Below are 16284 nucleotides of genomic sequence, written 5' to 3'. Positions count from 1 at the left end.
GGGTTCAGCGGCGGGCGCCTGTTGGCGGCGGACCTTTAGCGGCACAGAGCGGCGGCCTTGGCCGGCAGCCCGGGGTCCTGCCAGTCAAGCCAGTTGATCCGGGGGTCGGCGCGGAACCAGGTGAGCTGGCGCCGGGCGAACCGCCGGGTCGCGACAATGGTCTCTTCAGCCGCCTGTTCCAGATCCGCTTCGCCGTCGAGAACCTTGAGGAACTGCGCATAGCCCAGGGCACGGGACGCGGTCCTGCCGCGGCGCAGTCCTTGGCCGTCGAGTCGCTGCACTTCCGCCAGCAGTCCGCGCTCCACCATCGCGTGGACGCGGGCGGCGAGCCGCTCCCGCAGTTGGTCGCGGTCCACTTCGAGCCCGATCTGGACCGCTGGCTGGAAGTACTCACGGATGGGCATGAAGGAGCTGAAGGGACGTCCCGTCAGTTCAAAGACCTCCAGGGCGCGGATGACACGGCGCGCGTCACCCAGGCGCCCGGCGGAGACCGGATCCACGAGCTCCAGCCGCGCCCGCAGCGGGGCAAGGCCCGCCGCTTCCTCCTCGGCTTCGAGGCGGCGCCGGATGGCCGGGTCGGTGCCGGGAAATTCAAGTACGTCCAGGGCGGCTCGGACGTACAGGCCTGAACCGCCGGCGAGGATGGCCCGTTTCCCCCGGGCGTGGATATCCGCGATCACGGCCCGCGCCTGCTGCTGGAAGTCCGAAACGCTGGCTTCCTCGGTCACCTCGAGAACGTCCAGGAGATGGTGGGGCACTCCCCTGCGCTCGGCCAGCGTGATCTTGGCCGTGCCGATGTCCATGCCGCGGTAGAACTGCATGGCATCGGCGTTCACGACCTCGCCGTCGAGGGCCAGCGCCAGCGAGACGGCCAGGTCCGACTTCCCGGATCCCGTGGGCCCCACGACGGCGACGACCGGCGGGGCGGATCCGGCGGCACCGGGACTTCCCGGCGCCGCGGAAGCGTCAGGTGTGCCGGCGGCGCCGGGGCCGTCGTACGGGGCGCGGGCGGCCACGGCGCTAGCGGGCGCGGACGGGAAGGGGTGGCATGCCCAGTGAGACACCGGTCGTGCCGCCACCCCTGGCCGGGGCCGGGGCGCCGCAGGAATCGGCCTGGGAACGGTCCCAGGCGTCGCCGGCGCGGGAACGGCGCAGGCTGTAATCGTCCGCGGTCGCCGGGTCGGCGACGAGGTGGAATGCCGCGGCTTCGGTGATCGTCACCGTGACGAGGTCTCCGGGGCGCGGCGTCTCGGCACCGGCGGGCACGGAGAAGTGCACCAGGCGCTGGTCCTGTGCCCGGCCCGAGAGGCGGTGCGTTTCCCCTGCTTTCCGGCCCGGCTGTGCGGTCACCATGACCTCGACGCGGCGGCCGAGCTGGCGTGCGTTCTCCTCGGCGGCGATCCGGTCCTGCAGGGCGGTAAGCCGTTCGAAGCGTTCCTGGACCACGGCTTTGGGGAGCTGGTCCGGGAGTTCAGCGGCAGGCGTGCCGGGCCGCTTGGAGTACTGGAAAGTGAAGGCGGTGGCGAAGCGGGACTTTTCCACGACGTCGAGGGTGGCCTGGAAGTCTTCCTCGGTCTCGCCCGGGAAGCCCACGATGATGTCGGTGGAGATGGCGGCGTGCGGGATCTTTTCACGGACCTTGTCCAGGATGCCGAGGAATTTGGCGGAACGGTAGGACCGTTTCATCTCCCGGAGGACCTTGTCCGAGCCTGACTGCAGCGGCATGTGCAGTTGCGGCATCACATTGGGCGTCTCCGCCATGGCGTCGATGACGTCGTCGGTGAAGGCGGCCGGGTGCGGGCTGGTGAACCGGACGCGCTCCAGGCCGGGGATGTCGCCACAGGCGCGCAGCAGTTTAGAGAAGGCCTGCCGGTCACCGAACTCGACGCCGTAGGAGTTCACGTTCTGGCCCAGCAGCGTGACCTCGATGGCGCCGTCGTCGACGAGGGCCTGGATTTCGGCGAGGATGTCGCCGGGCCGGCGGTCCTTTTCCTTGCCGCGCAGGGCGGGGACGATGCAGAACGTGCAGGTGTTGTTGCAGCCGACCGAGATGGAGACCCAGCCGGAATAGACGGAGTCCCGTTTGGTGGGCAGCGTCGAAGGGAACACGTCGAGCGATTCCAGGATTTCCAGCTGCGCCTCGTCGTTGTGCCGTGCGCGGTCCAGCAGGGCGGGCAGTGCACCGACGTTGTGAGTTCCAAAGACCGCGTCGACCCAGGGCGCCTTCTTGAGGATGGTCTCGCGGTCTTTCTGCGCCAGGCAGCCGCCAACGGCGATCTGCATGCCCGGGTTGGCTTCCTTGACCGGGCGGAGGATGCCGAGGTTGCCGTAGAGCTTGTTGTCGGCGTTTTCCCGCACCGCGCAGGTGTTGAAGACGACGACGTCGGCCAGTTCGCCTTCGGAGCGGACGTAGCCGGCGGCTTCGAGCATGCCGGACATCCGCTCGGAGTCATGCACGTTCATTTGGCAGCCGAAGGTCCGCACCTGGTAGGTGCGGGCAGCGGCCGTCTCGTCCGGATAGGGGGCTCCGCCGGCGGCGGGGGAAGGAATGGTCAAACTCACGTGTTAAGGGTACCGGCTTGGCGCGGCTGCGTTCGCAGAGGCAGCGTTTCCGGGGCGGGACTGGCCTCGCGTCAGGCTTCGCTGTCCTGCACATCGAGGGCTGCGTCCAGGACCTCGCCAACGATGCGGAAGGCCTGCGAGGGCTGGTAGCCCTTGCGCGCGAGCATTGCGGCCAGCCGGCGGACCGTCTTGTCCCGCTCGGCACGGTCCTGAAATTCCCGCACGTTCCGCAGCCTGCGTCCCACGAGTTCCCGCGCGGCGGTTTCCTCGTCCTGGTCACTGAGTTGTTCGAGGGCGCCGGCCGCGGTCTGCTCATCGATGCCCTTCTCGGCCAGCTCCCGGCGCAGGGCGCCCTTGGCCAGCTTCCGGGTCTGGGACCGGCTCCGCACCCACATGTCGGCGAACTCGGCGTCGTCGATGAGGCGGACCTCTTCGAAGCGGTCGAGGACGGCTTCGGCGACGTCGTCCGGAATGTTCCGCTCGGCCAGCTTGCGCGCCAGCTGCAGCCGGCTCTTGGGCGAGTTGGTCAGCTGCCGCAGTACTACGGCGCGTGCGACGGCGGCGGGATCAGCGTCCGGGTCGACCTCCGGCGCGGGCGGCGCGGACCGTCCGGGGTCTCCAGTGCCGTCAACGACGCCGGGGCCAGGATTCCGGGACGGGAATCCTGACCCCTTGCGGCGTCGTGCGGCGGAGGCCCGGCTGTTAGAAGCCGTCAACGGCCTTCAGCTTCGGTGATTCCTCCGGGTCGGCTGCCTTGACGCCGACGCCGAGCTTTTCCTTGATCAGGCGCTCGAGTTCGGCGGCGAGTTCCGGGTTGTCGCGCAGGAAGCGGCGGGAGTTCTCCATGCCCTGGCCCAGCTGGTCGCCGTCATACGTGAACCACGAGCCGGACTTCTTGATCAGGCCGTGCTCGACACCCATGTCGATGATGCCGCCTTCGCGGGAAATGCCCTGGCCGTAGATGATGTCGAATTCGGCGATCTTGAAGGGCGGGGCCATCTTGTTCTTGACGATCTTCGCCTTGGTCCGGTTGCCGACGGAATCTGCGCCCTCCTTGAGGGTCTGGATACGGCGGACGTCGATGCGGATCGAGGCGTAGAACTTCAGCGCCTTACCGCCGGTGGTGGTTTCCGGGGAGCCGAAGAACACACCGATCTTCTCGCGCAGCTGGTTGATGAAGATGGCGGTGGTCTTGGTCTGGCTCAGCCGGCCGGTGATCTTACGCAGCGCCTGGCTCATCAACCGGGCCTGCAGGCCAACGTGGCTGTCGCCCATGTCGCCTTCGATTTCGGCACGGGGTACCAGTGCGGCGACGGAGTCGATGACGATGACATCAAGTGAGCCGGAGCCGATCAGCATGTCCATGATTTCGAGCGCTTGCTCGCCGGTGTCCGGCTGGGAGACCAGGAGCGCGTCGGTGTCGACGCCGAGCTTGGCGGCGTACTCGGGATCGAGGGCGTGTTCGGCGTCGATGAAGGCGGCGATGCCGCCCTGGCGCTGGGCGTTGGCCACGGCGTGCAGCGCGACCGTGGTCTTACCGGAAGATTCAGGGCCGTAAATCTCAACGACGCGGCCGCGGGGCAGGCCGCCAATGCCGAGGGCCACGTCCAGCGCGATGGAGCCGGTCGGGATGACCTCGATGGGCGCGCGGACTTCGTCGCCCAGGCGCATGACCGAGCCTTTGCCGAACTGCTTGTCAATCTGGGCAAGCGCTGCGTCGAGCGCCTTCTGGCGATCCGGGGCTGCGGCCATGATTCACACCTCTAATACTTTCTCGCTGGAGAGTGGCCGTCGTGGCCGTTGTTATGTCATCACTGACGCTAGTGGGAGGCACTGACAAAGTTGGCGCCGCCGCCGCGTATGTGGAAAACGCTCTGCAAAAAGCATAGCCCGACCCGAACAGATATTCGAACAATCGGACGGCGTGTCAGGGCCGGATACGGTCCCGGGACCGGGCCGGGCACTGCCCGTGACCGCCTGTCAGCGGGGCTTGACGTCGCGGCCAAGCCGCCGTTCGGCGGGGACATCCTGGACATCGCAGAGTGCCAGCCAGACCTGCTTGGGCGGCACCCCGGCGGAGAGGGCCTGGTCCGCGGTGCGGCCGCCCACACCGGCCAGCACCAGGGAACTACTGAGCACGCGGGAGTATCCCGCGCCGAACTCGTCGTCCATAAGCCGCCAGAAGTCACTGATTCTCACGGATAAAGTCTCTCACGGGCACGGCCCCTAGAATGGTTGCTATGAGCAACCCACGCGACGCCGCCCCGGATCCGGCGCCAATTTCCGGGACCGGTGACCCGTCCGCGGAGGAGGCGCTGGCCGCCGTCGAGCGCCAGTTGAGCCTGCTCTGGCGGCGGGCCCGCTCCATGTCGCAGCAGCTTTCCCGCCAGGTCCATCCCGAGATGGAACCGGCCGCCTACGGACTGCTGTCCGTGGTCCGGGCGAAGGGGCCCATCCGGCTGACCGAACTGGCGTCGTGCATCGGCGTCGGCAAGCCCTCGGTGAGCCGCCAGATCGCATTCCTCGAGGGCCTGGGGCTGGTAGCGAAGGAAGCCGACCCGTTGGACGGCCGGGCCCAGGCCATCAGCCTGACAGCCAAGGGCGAGGAGAAAATGCACCTGGTCCAGGATGCGCGGCGCGAGGTCTTCCGCGAACGGCTGGCGGAGTGGCCGGCCGGGGAACTGGAAGCCTTCGCCGGCTACATGGCGAAGCTCAATGCCACGTACGAGCGTGACGGTTTCCCCCGCGACGAAGGCCTCTAGGCCGCTGCTCCGGGGCACGAAAAAGGTCCCCGGCACCGCCGGGGACCTTTTCCTTGACTTGGAAGCTTGGGACTAACGCGCCCCGGAGAGCAGGCCGGTGGCCAGCTCATCGTTCAGATCGGTGTTGAGCTCACGGTCAAGGTCGCGACCGTAGCGCTGGGCGAATTCCTGGGGGACGGTGTCCGGTACCGCGACGCCCTCGGCCACGGCGACCCGGTCGCTGACTTCGCGGAGCATGCTGGACAACGGGACGTCAAGGGCCGAGCAGATCGAGGAGAGCAGCTCCGAGGAGGCTTCCTTCTGGCCGCGTTCCACTTCACTCAGGTAGCCCAGGGACACACGGGCGCTGTGCGAAACTTCGCGGAGGGTACGGCCTTGGCGTTGGCGGACATCGCGCAGGACATCACCAATTTCGTGACGAAGTACAACCATCTTGCGCTCCTTCTGTTCGCTCTTTGCCTGATCGGCGAGGCCCACATCCTTCCAGCGGACAACGCCGTTTACGGATACGGGCTGCTTTACCATCTGTATCGCCTTGCTCCCTCGTATGTCTAGTTCGCAGTGGACTGCGAACGTTGTGATGATTTCATCCTAGGCGCCACCCTTATTCCGGGCGACACAATGTAACAACTATTCGGAATCAACTTTTGTTCCCGGCAACTTTACCCGCGGTAGCTTGTCGCGGACAGGGCTTCGAGCAGGCGTTCCAGGGCCGCACCGCAGGCCAGCGCCCGGATCTCCTGGCGGCTTCCGTCGAAGTGGTAAGCGAACGACGTCGCGCCTTCTGCCGTGGAGAGGCCGATGTAGACCGTGCCCACAGCCTTGCCGTCGTGCGGCTCCGGGCCGGCCACCCCGGTGGTGGCGACGCCGACGGCGGCGCCGCACGCGGCGCGCGCACCTGAGGCCATGGCCGCGGCGACCTGCCCGTCCACCGAACCCACGGCGTCGAGGACGTCCCGGGACACGCCGAGGATGTCCGCCTTGACCGTGTTCGCGTAGGCGACCACGCCGCCCTGCAGCATGGCGGACGCGCCGGGGGTATCGGCCAGCACGGCCGCCACCATCCCGGCGGTGAGGGACTCCGCGGTGGCCACGGTCAGTCCGCGCTCAATGGCACGGCCCACGGCCTGTTCGGCGAGGCGGTGCAGGTTCGGGTGCAGCCCCGGGTGGGTGGTGGGCTGGACGTTGCTCATGGTGTTCCCTCCTGGACCTGCTGTTTCCTGGCCCGGATGCCGCTGGCGCGCAGCTTGAGGGCCGCCACGACGTATTCGACGCCGGTCCAGACCGTAATCGCCAGGGCGGCCATCATGACCGCGAAGGCCACGAATCCCAGCCACGGTGCGATCGAGGCGAGCGGCATGACGTAAAGGAAGATCGCCGCGGTCTGCACCACGGTCTTGAGCTTGCCGCCGCGGGACGCGGGGATCACCCCGTAGCGGATGACGAAGAAGCGCAGCGCCGTGACGCCCCACTCGCGGACCAGGATCAGGACGGTGACCCACCATGGCAGTTCGTCGAGCAGTGAGAGCATGACCAGGGCGGAACCGATCAGGAGCTTGTCCGCGATCGGGTCCGCGATCTTGCCGAAGTCGGTGATGAGGCCGCGACTGCGGGCAATGTCGCCGTCGAGCTTGTCCGTGTAGATTGCCACCGCGAAGACGACGACGGCGGCCCAGCGCCAGGGGCCGTTCTGCGCGTCCAGGCCCGGGGCGTCGGCGACGAGGCACCAGACGAAGAAAGGCACCAGCGCGATCCGCAGCATCGTCAGGATGTTGGGCAGGTTCCAGATCCGCGGGGCGGACCCGGCGTTGGTTTCGGCGCTAGTCACCTTCCTAGGCTACCGTCTCCGCCGGCTACCGTCCGGTGAGCGACCAGGCGTCCTCGGAGCCGTCCTCGCCGTCCGAACCGCCGTCGGCGCCGTCGTGGTACTCGATGGCCTGGGTGCGGTTGTCGAGGTCGGCGGCTACCAGGTCCTCGGCGTAGCCGCCCTGGCCGATGTTGGCGTTGGCGTTGTCGCTAAGCGCGGCCGTCTGTGAATCGATGGCGACCGGTCCGTCCTGGCCCTTCATCGCGGCCAGCACCGCGGCCAGGTCGTCCGGCTTGACCAGCACGTCGCGGGCCTTGGAACCTTCAGACGGGCCCACCACTCCCCTGGACTCCAGCAGGTCCATCAGCCGGCCGGCCTTGGCGAAGCCGACCCGCAACTTGCGCTGCAGCATCGAGGTCGAGCCGAACTGCGTGGTGACAACGAGCTCGGTGGCCTGCAGCAGGACCTCAAGGTCGTCTCCGATGTCGTCGTCGATCTGCTTCTTTTGCGTCTCGGGGGCGACGTCGTCACGGTAGACGGCCTTGAGCTGGCCCTTGACGTGTTCAACAACCCTGTGGATCTCGGACTCGGTGACCCAGGCTCCCTGCACGCGCATCGCCTTGGAGGCGCCCATCGGCAGGAAGAGCGCGTCGCCCTGGCCGATCAGCTTTTCAGCTCCCGGCTGGTCCAGGACCACGCGGGAGTCGGTCACCGAGGACGTTGCGAACGCCATCCGGGACGGGACGTTGGCCTTGATCAGGCCGGTGACGACGTCGACGGAGGGCCGCTGCGTGGCGAGCACCAGGTGGATGCCGGCCGCGCGGGCCAGCTGGGTGATGCGCACGATGGAGTCTTCGACGTCGCGCGGGGCCACCATCATGAGGTCGGCGAGTTCGTCCACGATCACCAGCAGGTACGGGTACGGGCGGATGACGCGCTTGGAATCGACGGGAGGGTGGACCTTGCCGGCCCGGACGGCCTTGTTGAAGTCGTCGATGTGCTTGAAGCCGTAATTCGCAAGGTCGTCGTAGCGGGCGTCCATTTCGCGGACCACCCACTGCAGTGCCTCGGCGGCCTTTTTGGGGTTGGTGATGATCGGGGTGATCAGGTGCGGGACACCTTCGTAGGCGGTGAGCTCTACGCGTTTGGGGTCCACCATGACCATCCGGACCTCGTCCGGGGTGGCGCGCATCAGGATCGAGGTGATCATCGAGTTCACGAAGGAGGACTTGCCGGCGCCGGTGGCGCCGGCGACAAGCAGGTGCGGCATCTTCGCGAGGTTGGCCACGACGTAGCCGCCTTCGACGTCCTTGCCGACGCCCATGACCATGGGGTGGTCGGTGCGGCGGGCGTTCTGGCTGCGCAGCACGTCCCCGAGCGAGACGGTTTCACGGTCCGTGTTGGGGATTTCGATGCCGATGGCCGATTTGCCCGGAATGGGGCTCAGGATGCGTACATCGGAGCTCGCGACGGCGTAGGAGATGTTCTTGGACAGGGCGGTGACGCGTTCCACCTTGGTGCCCGGGGACAGCTCGATCTCGTAGCGGGTCACGGTCGGCCCGCGGCTGAACCCGGTGACCTGCGCGTCCACGTTGAACTGGGTCAGTGTCTCGGTCAGCGAAGCGACGATCGCGTCATTGGCCTCGGTGCGTTCCTTGGGGATGGAGCCGGGGGTGAGCATGTCCGAGGACGGCAGCGTGTAGGTGACGTCGCCGGCGAGCGAAAGCTGTTCGGTGCGCTGCGGGATCGGCGTAGGCAGCGGCGCCGGGGCGACCGGGTTCGCAGGGACCTTGGGAGCGGCCGCGCCGGGGTTCGGGGCCGGGTTCAGCGATCCTGCGGCGACCATGCCAGGGGTGACGAGCGGGATCGCCTCGGTGGCGTTCTCCGCCGCGGCGCCGGCCGTGGTGCTGCCCAGCCCCTGGGCGGCTTTGATCTTCTCGACGGCAATCTCGGCCTGGGTGGGCCGCCGCACGCCCGGTGCCACGGCCTTGGACCCTTTGCCGGATCCCTTGGTGCCGGCAGCGCCGGCGGCTGTTTCGGCATCGTCGTCGACGACGGCGTGCTCGAAAGCTTCGTCGCCGACATAGCCTTCCAGCCGGGCGTCGGCGTCGTCGTCCTTGCCGAAGAGGCGCTTGCGCTTCTTCTTCGGCGCGGGGCCGTCATTCTCGTACAGGTAGCTGCGGTCGTGGGAGTCCTGGCCGGCCTGGGTGTCGTGGTCCTGCAGGTCGACGCCCATCAGGTGTTCATAGGCGCCGCGCAGCCGGGACGGGATGGCGCCGAAGGGGGTGGCCGTGACGATGAGGAGCGAGGTGAAGGCCAGCAGGCTGTAGAGGGCGATCGGAACGGCGGCATGGATGGTTGCCAGCGGCGCGGCGGCGAGGTAGCCGAGCATGCCGCCGGCGCGCCGGAGCCCGTCGAAGCCGTCGGCGACCGTGGGCTGGCCGCCGATGATGTGGGCCAGGCCGGAGCCGGCGAAGGTCATGATCAAAAAGCCGATGCCGATGCGGTTGTTGCCGCGGCCATCGACCGGCTGGCGGAACAGCCGGAAAGCACAGACAAACAGCATGAGCGGCAGCAGCAGGGACATCCAGCCGAAGGTGCCGTTGACGATTGCGAAGACAGTGTCCGGGAACCAGCCCTGGAAGCCCCACCAGGCGAAGGTGGCGATAAAGACGCCGAGCGCGAGGTTGAACAGGGCGGCTCCGTCGCGGCGGTCCGCCGGGTCGAGGTCACTGACGTCATGGCCGATCCGGCGGACGCCCGCGCCCACCACATGGCCGATTCCCAGCCACGCACCAGCCACCACCCGCACCAGCCAGGGCTGCCGGGGTTCGACGGCGGGAAGCTGCCGGGTACGCGCGGTCCCCTGGGAGCGTCCGGTCTTGGACGCAGCTGCGCCGGAGCCCCTGCCCGGAGAGCTGCCGGTGTTGCCCTTTGAGCTGCCGCTTGAGTTGCCTCTAGGCGCGGAGGAGATGCGTGTCGCCATACCCGCAACGGTACCCGACGCCGGTCGGAAAACCGCGGATTTCCGGGCCGGGCGGGGATCATGTTCGGCGACGGCGGCCGCCCGGGTACGGCGTGGACGGCCGCGTTGCGGCTGCGAGACGGAGTCCTTTGCGGGGAACGGAAGAGGCCTCCCCCGCCGGCCGCCTGGAGGCGGGTCCGGCGGGGAAGGCCCCTTCGGTGCAGCTGGTGTGCTGGCTCGTGGCCGGGGCGTGCTGCCCTGGTGCGGGCCTACGCTTCCAGGACCACCGGGATAATCATGGGCTTGCGGCGCAGTTTGCGGTTGACCCAGGTGCCGACGACGCGGCGGACAACCTGCTGGAGCTGCTGCGAGGTGTGGTCCCGGTTCTGCACGGCTTCCTCGAGCGCGGCGTTGATCTTCGGGATGATCTCGTCGAAGACCGAGTCGTCCTCCGCCACGCCGCGGGCGTGGATTTCCGGCCCGGAGACCACCTTGCCGGTGGCGCGGTGGATGACCGTGATGATGGAGATAAAGCCCTCGTCGCCGAGGGTCTGGCGGTCCTTGAGGTCGGCTTCGGTCACTTCGCCGACGCTGGAGCCGTCCACATAGACAAAGCCGACTTCAACCTGGCCCACGACATCGGCCTGGTGGTCGTGGAGGTCGATGACGGTGCCGTTGTCCGCCAGCAGGATGCTCTCCTCGGGAACGCCCGATTCGAGGGCGATCTTGCCGTTGGCAATGAGGTGGCGCGTCTCGCCGTGCACCGGCATGGCGTTGAGCGGCTCGAGGATGTTGTAGCAGTACAGGAGCTCGCCGGCGGCCGCGTGGCCGGAGACGTGGACCTTGGCGTTGCCCTTGTGGATGACGTCGGCGCCAAGCTTGAGCAAGCCGTTGATGATGCGGAAGACGGCGTTCTCATTGCCCGGGATAAGGCTCGAAGCGAGGATCACGGTGTCGCCCTGGCCGACGATGACGCGGTGGTCCCCGTTGGCCATGCGCGACAGCGCCGCCATCGGTTCGCCCTGGGAGCCGGTGGACATCAGGACCACGCGGTTGTCCGGCAGGTTGTCGATGTTCTTGATGTCGACGAGGATGCCCGCCGGAACTTCGAGGTAGCCGAGTTTCGCGGCGATGGCCATGTTGCGGACCATCGAGCGGCCGACGAAGGCCACCTTGCGGTTGTGGTTGGCGGCGGCGTCGAGGACCTGCTGGACGCGGTGCACATGCGAGGAGAAGGAGGCCACGATGATGCGCTTGGAAGCCTGGCCGAAAAGCCGGTCCAGGGTGGGGCCGATTTCCTTTTCCGCGGTGGTGAAGCCGGGGACGTCGGCGTTCGTGGAGTCGGACATGAACAGATCCACGCCTTCTTCGCCGAGCTTGGCGAAGTGGCGCAGGTCGGTGATCCGCCCGTCGAGGGGAAGCTGGTCCATCTTGAAGTCGCCGGTGTGCAGCACGGTGCCGCCGGACGTGCGCAGGAAGACGGCCAGGGCGTCGGGGATCGAGTGGTTGACGGCCACGAATTCGCATTCGAAGGGACCGAGCTTCTGGACTTGGCCCTCGCTCACGATCTGGGTGTTCGGCTTGATCCGGTGTTCCTGGAGCTTCGCTTCGATCAGGGCCAGCGTCAGCTGGGAGCCGACGACGGGGATGTCGTTGCGCAGGCGCAGCAGGTACGGGACGGCACCAATGTGGTCCTCGTGGCCGTGGGTGAGGATGACGGCGACGATGTCGTCCATACGGTTCTCGATGTAGGAGAAATCGGGCAGGATCAGGTCGACGCCGGGCTGGGTCTCCTCCGGGAAGAGGACACCGCAGTCAACGATCAGTAGCTTGCCGTCGATTTCGAAGACGGTCATGTTGCGGCCGATCTCCCCGAGGCCGCCGAGCGGAACGATCCGCAGGGTGTTCTTGGGCAGTTTCGGGGGCGTGACAAGGCCGGGAAGGGCGGTTTGGGTCATAGTGCACTACTTTCCAGGCGGAGCAGGAGGGGTCTTCTGTTCGATCGGGCGGGGGCCGGATCAGGAGAAGACGAGTCCTGCTTCCGCCAAGTCCTCGCGGATCGTTTCGATCTCGGCGTCGCCCGGCTCCACGAGGGGCAAACGGACAACCGAGTTGGGCAGGACTCCCTGCCACTTAAGAACTTGCTTCGCAGCAACAGCACCCTGGATATGGGTCATCACTGCACGGACCACTGGGTCCAGTTCGAAATGTATGGTGCGGGCGGTAGCAAAATCGCCTGCAAGTGCGGCATCGATCATCGCACGAAACCGCTTGCTGGCCACGTGCGCCGAGACGCTGACCAGGCCAACGGCGCCGGCCGCCATCCACGGAAGGGTCAGCCCGTCGTCCCCGGAGTAGACATCCAGGTCGGTGTTCGCCATCACGCGGGTGACGGCGGCGAAGTCTGCCTTGGCGTCCTTGAGTGCGATCACGCGGGGGTGGTCCGCGAGCCGGATCATGGTTTCGGGCAGGATCGGAACACCGGCACGGCCCGGAATGTCGTAGACCATGACTGGCAGGTCCGCGGCGTCGGCAACGGCTTCGATGTGGGCCTGGATTCCGGCCTGGCTCGGCTTGTTGTAGTACGGGGTGACGATCAGCTGGCCGTGGGCGCCTGCTTTTGCGGCGCGCTTGGCCATCTCGATCGAGTGCGAGGTGTGGTTGGTGCCGGTCCCGGCGATGACCTTGGCGCGGTCCCCCACGGCCTCGACGATGACACGGAAAAGCTTTTCCTTTTCGTCGTCTTCCAGAGTGGAAGTTTCGCCGGTGGTGCCGGAGATAACGAGGGCGTCGTTGCCGTCGTCGACGAGCTTGTTGGCCAGCTCTGCGGACTGCTGATAGTCGACCTCACCGTCGTTGGTGAACGGAGTGACCATGGCGGTCACAAGGGTTCCAAACGTGTAAGAGCGAATGTCAGAGTCAGCCATAGGAAAAACGTTACCCTGTCCCCGGCTTGTTAGGACAATGGCGAGGCAGTGATGCGCGTCAAATTAGGCCCTCACGTGTGGTGTCGGCCGACGTTCCGGGTCGGTCCGGCGGCCCGGCACAATAGCGGCCCAGGGCGTCCTCGCGCAGCCCCTCTGCCCAGGCGGACAGCCGCTGCGCCGCCCGGACGTAGTGGAAGAGTTCGGTGGGGGTGAGCGCCTCGAGGTCCGTCTCCGCCAGCCGGCGGGCCAACTCGGCGCCGGGTGCCTGCGCAGACAGTGAGGTGCCCTCCTGGTGCCACTGGACGTCCTCCGCCGACTCCCTGGCGACCAGCCGCCGGAAGAGGAAGTCCACCACGCCCGGGCTCATGGCCTTGAGGACACCGGCCGGGTTGAGCCCGCTGGCCACCGCATCAGCTGCCCCGCCGGTTGTCGGGCCGGCCGCCCGCCCGACGGCCCTGCCGGCCGCCCCGCCCGGTGTCGAACAGGCTGCCCGGCCGACGGCCCGGTCGGCTGGAAGGGAAGGAGCGGATCGAACCGGCTCTGATGCGTTGTTCATGCCGTTCATGTTATTCGAACATATATTCGAATACAAGGTCTAGGCGGATGCTGCCTGCACCAGAGGGTCCGGCAGCGGCGAACCCGGCGGACACCCGGCGGCCAGCCGGGCGGACCCCGCGGCCTGCCGTTCTTCGGCGGCCCTGGGCCGGCCGGACGTGAGACGATCTGAGAATGACCTCGCGCGGTATGGCAACGACTTCAAAGACCGCCGGGAACAGGGCGGTCCCGCCCCGGTTGACCGGCGTGGACGCGGCCCGCGGACTGGCGCTGCTGGGCATGATGGCGACCCATGTGCTCCCCACCTTTGGATCCGACGCGCAGCTCACCCCCACCTGGGTAGGCCTGGCGTTCTCCGGCCGCGCGGCCGCGCTCTTTGCCGTGCTGGCGGGGATCGGCCTGGCGCTGTCCACCGGGAAGGAGCGGCCGCTGGAGGGTCAGGAATTATGGGCCGCCCGCCGGGGGGTCGCACTCCGGGCACTGGTGGTGGCCGCGGTGGGGCTCAGCCTCGGCGGCCTGGAAGTCAATATCGCGGTCATCCTGGTCCACTACGCCGTGCTGTTTCTGTGCGTGCTGCCCTTCCTGGGACTTCCCGCGAAACGCCTCTGGGGGCTGGCGGCGGCGTGGCTGCTGGCCACCCCGGCCCTGGCCTATCTCCTGCGTCCGTGGCTGTTGGCGGCAGAGCCGCCGCTCCGGCTCGGCCACAACCCCGGCTGGGAGGACCTGGCCACGCCGGCCCGGCTGCTCGGCGACGTGTTCCTGACCGGCTACTACCCGGTGCTGCAGTGGCTCGCCTACCTGCTCATCGGCCTGGCGATCGGCCGGCTGGCGCTGGCTAAGGCTGCCGCTCCCTGGCTGCTGCTGGCCGCCGGGACCGTCGCCGCGGTGCTCGCCAGGTGGCTGAGCCTGGTCCTGATGGAGGACTGGGGCGGCCGGGCAGCGCTGCAGGAGCAGCTGGGCGATCCGGCGTACCCGCTGGCGAGCCTGCTGCAGGTAAACCTCGCGGGCATTGACCAGTCCGGTTCCGCGTGGTGGTTGGCCTCAAGTGCCCCGCATTCGGGGACCACGCTGGACCTGCTGCACACCTCCGGGGTCGCTGCCGCGGTGGTGGGTCTCTGCCTGCTGCTGGGGCGGCTCGCCGACTGGGTGCAGCTGGACCTGCTGCTCCCGTTGCGCGGCGCCGGCGCCCTTACCCTGAGCCTGTACACAGCGCACGTGTGGCTGATGGCTTCCCTGCACGGCCGCCCGCTCCCTGCCGGCTGGAGCGTGGAAGGCGTGTACTGGGCGCAGGCGGTAGCCGCACTGGCCATCGGCGGCGTCTTCGCGGCACTGTCATGGCGCGGGCCGCTGGAGTGGGCGGGCCACAGTGCTAACCAGCTGGGCCGCGGCCGGCGGTACCGGTCCCGCTAAGCGCCAGGCGCTGAGCGCTGGTCGCCGGCGTCGGGCGAATCGGCGCGGAACAGGCGGACGGCGTCGCGCATCGAGGCGCGGGCGCGCTTGCGGTCCCCGGCGGCGTCGTACGCGCAGCTGAGCCGGAACCAGGAGCGCCAGTCCCCGGGGGCGGCCTCCGCTTCCGCCCGATACTTCTCAAACTCCAGATCCGCGGCCTCGCGGATGATCCGGCCCGCGGGCGTGCGCGGCAAGGTGTCCTCCGGCAGGCCGCCTTCGGCTTCCAGGATCCTGGCCAGCCGTTCGGTCCGGGCGCCGAACAGCAGCTCCCGCACCAGCGCCCAGGCCCCCACCACGGGCAGCACCAGGTAGGCCAGGCCAAGGGCTTTGGCCACCGGGTTGGGATCGGAGAGCAACAAGACCGAACGCTGCAGGGACACCACCAGGTAGAACACCAGCAACAGCGTCACCGCGCCCACCCAGATCTTGGTCCGGTTGGCCTTTAAGGCAGCCAGGAGGTTGGTCATCAGAGGCCCAGGTCCAGATAACCGTCCAGGCCCACAGTGAGCCCCGGATGCGCGGCGATGTTGCGCACGCCCAGCAGGACGCCGGGCATAAAGGAGGCGCGGTCGAACGAATCGTGCCGGAAGGTCAGCTGCTCCCCCGGCCCGCCCAGCAGGACCTCCTGGTGCGCCACGAGGCCGCGGAGACGGACGCTGTGGACGCGGACGCCGTCGACCTCGCAGCCGCGCGCTCCGGGGCGCTCGCTGGTGGTGGCATCCGGACTGGCCGCGACGCCGGCGCCGGCCCGCTCCGCGGCGATCAGCTGGGCGGTGCGCACGGCGGTACCGGAGGGAGCGTCCACCTTGTCCGGGTGGTGCAGCTCAATAATTTCGACCGATTCGAAGTAGCGGGACGCTTTCGCGGCGAAAGCCGACGCCAGGACCGAGCCGAGGGCGAAGTTGGGGGCGATGAGGACGCCGACGCCGGGCTGTCCGGCGAGGTGCTCCTCAAGCCGTTCCAGCCGTTCCGCATCCCAGCCGGTGGTGCCGACGACGGCGTGCATGCCGTGCTCGACGGCGAAGCGGACATTCGCTTCGGTGCTTCCAGGTACCGTCAGGTCCACCACGATACGGGCGCCGGAGTCCACCAAGGTGTCGAGGGAATCGCCCCGGCCCAGGGCCGCAACGAGGGACAGGTCTTCGGCGGCTTCCACGGCTTTAACGGCCTCGGCGCCCATGCGCCCGTTGGCGCCCAGGACGGCGACGGCGAGTTGTTCGGTCATGGCATCAACCCTACCGCCGGGGCGCGTCCGGG

At 68.1% G+C, this 16284-nt stretch carries 16 protein-coding genes; 2 read left to right on the top strand and 14 right to left on the bottom strand.

Translation table 11 applies throughout. The features are described 5' to 3' along the window. Positions 1 to 35: 35 nt before the first annotated feature. The 5 genes from miaA to ACUYM2_RS06510 form a co-directional block, all read right to left on the bottom strand. Positions 36 to 905: a tRNA (adenosine(37)-N6)-dimethylallyltransferase MiaA gene (miaA, locus tag ACUYM2_RS06530; RefSeq protein ID WP_481601421.1), complete on the bottom strand. Its 870-nt coding sequence runs from the start codon at positions 903 to 905 to the stop codon at positions 36 to 38. 115 nt (positions 906 to 1020) lie between these two features. Then, positions 1021 to 2562: a tRNA (N6-isopentenyl adenosine(37)-C2)-methylthiotransferase MiaB gene (gene miaB / locus ACUYM2_RS06525; RefSeq protein ID WP_481599341.1), complete on the bottom strand. Its 1542-nt coding sequence runs from the start codon at positions 2560 to 2562 to the stop codon at positions 1021 to 1023. A 71-nt stretch (positions 2563 to 2633) separates the two neighbouring features. Beyond that, entirely contained in the window at positions 2634 to 3278 is a 645-nt protein-coding gene (locus tag ACUYM2_RS06520; RefSeq protein WP_481599340.1) for a regulatory protein RecX, read from the bottom strand. Beyond that, on the bottom strand, positions 3265 to 4314 hold the full coding sequence (recA, locus tag ACUYM2_RS06515) for a recombinase RecA (protein WP_138769744.1): 1050 nt from the start codon (positions 4312 to 4314) through the stop codon (positions 3265 to 3267). Before recA ends, ACUYM2_RS06520 begins: the two co-directional genes overlap by 14 nt. Before the next feature lie 228 nt (positions 4315 to 4542). Next, positions 4543 to 4761: a DUF3046 domain-containing protein gene (locus ACUYM2_RS06510; protein WP_056740635.1), complete on the bottom strand. Its 219-nt coding sequence runs from the start codon at positions 4759 to 4761 to the stop codon at positions 4543 to 4545. 41 nt (positions 4762 to 4802) lie between these two features. On the opposite strand from ACUYM2_RS06510, the gene ACUYM2_RS06505 reads away from it, so the two are divergent. Further along, entirely contained in the window at positions 4803 to 5324 is a 522-nt protein-coding gene (locus ACUYM2_RS06505; protein ID WP_481599339.1) for a MarR family winged helix-turn-helix transcriptional regulator, read from the top strand. A gap of 72 nt (positions 5325 to 5396) precedes the next feature. On the opposite strand, the gene ACUYM2_RS06500 is transcribed toward ACUYM2_RS06505, so the two are convergent. The 7 genes from ACUYM2_RS06500 to ACUYM2_RS06470 form a co-directional block, all read right to left on the bottom strand. Continuing rightward, on the bottom strand, positions 5397 to 5849 hold the full coding sequence (locus ACUYM2_RS06500; RefSeq protein WP_479779530.1) for a helix-turn-helix domain-containing protein: 453 nt from the start codon (positions 5847 to 5849) through the stop codon (positions 5397 to 5399). Positions 5850 to 5986: 137 nt separating this feature from the next. Beyond that, a complete protein-coding gene (locus ACUYM2_RS06495) occupies positions 5987 to 6517 on the bottom strand; it encodes a CinA family protein (RefSeq protein WP_481599338.1) in 531 nt (176 codons plus the stop codon). Continuing rightward, positions 6514 to 7152, bottom strand: coding sequence for a CDP-diacylglycerol--glycerol-3-phosphate 3-phosphatidyltransferase (gene pgsA / locus ACUYM2_RS06490; RefSeq protein ID WP_481599337.1), 639 nt, complete (start codon positions 7150 to 7152; stop codon positions 6514 to 6516). The genes ACUYM2_RS06495 and pgsA overlap by 4 nt, the downstream gene beginning before the upstream one ends. Before the next feature lie 25 nt (positions 7153 to 7177). Next, positions 7178 to 10117 (bottom strand): FtsK/SpoIIIE family DNA translocase, encoded by a 2940-nt coding sequence (locus ACUYM2_RS06485; protein ID WP_481599336.1) that lies wholly within the window; start codon positions 10115 to 10117, stop codon positions 7178 to 7180. Between the two features lie 248 nt (positions 10118 to 10365). Continuing rightward, positions 10366 to 12054 carry a ribonuclease J gene (locus ACUYM2_RS06480; RefSeq protein WP_481599335.1) on the bottom strand — a complete coding sequence of 563 codons (1689 nt, stop codon included), beginning with the start codon at positions 12052 to 12054 and terminating at the stop codon, positions 10366 to 10368. Between the two features lie 60 nt (positions 12055 to 12114). After that, positions 12115 to 13023, bottom strand: coding sequence for a 4-hydroxy-tetrahydrodipicolinate synthase (gene dapA / locus ACUYM2_RS06475; RefSeq protein ID WP_481599334.1), 909 nt, complete (start codon positions 13021 to 13023; stop codon positions 12115 to 12117). A 58-nt stretch (positions 13024 to 13081) separates the two neighbouring features. Next, entirely contained in the window at positions 13082 to 13579 is a 498-nt protein-coding gene (locus ACUYM2_RS06470; protein ID WP_481599333.1) for a hypothetical protein, read from the bottom strand. Between the two features lie 173 nt (positions 13580 to 13752). On the opposite strand from ACUYM2_RS06470, the gene ACUYM2_RS06465 reads away from it, so the two are divergent. After that, positions 13753 to 14988, top strand: a complete 1236-nt coding sequence (locus tag ACUYM2_RS06465; RefSeq protein WP_481599332.1) for a heparan-alpha-glucosaminide N-acetyltransferase domain-containing protein — start codon at positions 13753 to 13755, stop codon at positions 14986 to 14988. On the opposite strand, the gene ACUYM2_RS06460 is transcribed toward ACUYM2_RS06465, so the two are convergent. Further along, positions 14985 to 15494 (bottom strand): hypothetical protein, encoded by a 510-nt coding sequence (locus ACUYM2_RS06460; RefSeq protein WP_481599331.1) that lies wholly within the window; start codon positions 15492 to 15494, stop codon positions 14985 to 14987. The genes ACUYM2_RS06465 and ACUYM2_RS06460 overlap by 4 nt on opposite strands. Then, entirely contained in the window at positions 15494 to 16252 is a 759-nt protein-coding gene (gene dapB / locus ACUYM2_RS06455) for a 4-hydroxy-tetrahydrodipicolinate reductase (protein ID WP_481599330.1), read from the bottom strand. The genes ACUYM2_RS06460 and dapB overlap by 1 nt, the downstream gene beginning before the upstream one ends. Positions 16253 to 16284: the final 32 nt, after the last annotated feature.

Source organism: Arthrobacter sp. SD1074B (genome assembly GCF_056780195.1).
Note: the sequence above shows the minus strand (reverse complement) of the source record. Positions and strands in the feature narration are given on the sequence as shown.

Coding starts and splice junctions, on each gene's coding strand:
- recA (WP_138769744.1), bottom strand. CDS start 4,314: ATGGCCGCAGCCCCGGATCGCCAGAAGGCGCTCGACGCAGCGCTTGCC.
- ACUYM2_RS06505 (WP_481599339.1), top strand. CDS start 4,803: ATGAGCAACCCACGCGACGCCGCCCCGGATCCGGCGCCAATTTCCGGG.
- ACUYM2_RS06500 (WP_479779530.1), bottom strand. CDS start 5,849: ATGGTAAAGCAGCCCGTATCCGTAAACGGCGTTGTCCGCTGGAAGGAT.
- ACUYM2_RS06495 (WP_481599338.1), bottom strand. CDS start 6,517: ATGAGCAACGTCCAGCCCACCACCCACCCGGGGCTGCACCCGAACCTG.
- ACUYM2_RS06485 (WP_481599336.1), bottom strand. CDS start 10,117: ATGGCGACACGCATCTCCTCCGCGCCTAGAGGCAACTCAAGCGGCAGC.
- ACUYM2_RS06480 (WP_481599335.1), bottom strand. CDS start 12,054: ATGACCCAAACCGCCCTTCCCGGCCTTGTCACGCCCCCGAAACTGCCC.
- dapA (WP_481599334.1), bottom strand. CDS start 13,023: ATGGCTGACTCTGACATTCGCTCTTACACGTTTGGAACCCTTGTGACC.
- ACUYM2_RS06470 (WP_481599333.1), bottom strand. CDS start 13,579: ATGAACAACGCATCAGAGCCGGTTCGATCCGCTCCTTCCCTTCCAGCC.
- ACUYM2_RS06465 (WP_481599332.1), top strand. CDS start 13,753: ATGACCTCGCGCGGTATGGCAACGACTTCAAAGACCGCCGGGAACAGG.
- ACUYM2_RS06460 (WP_481599331.1), bottom strand. CDS start 15,494: ATGACCAACCTCCTGGCTGCCTTAAAGGCCAACCGGACCAAGATCTGG.
- dapB (WP_481599330.1), bottom strand. CDS start 16,252: ATGACCGAACAACTCGCCGTCGCCGTCCTGGGCGCCAACGGGCGCATG.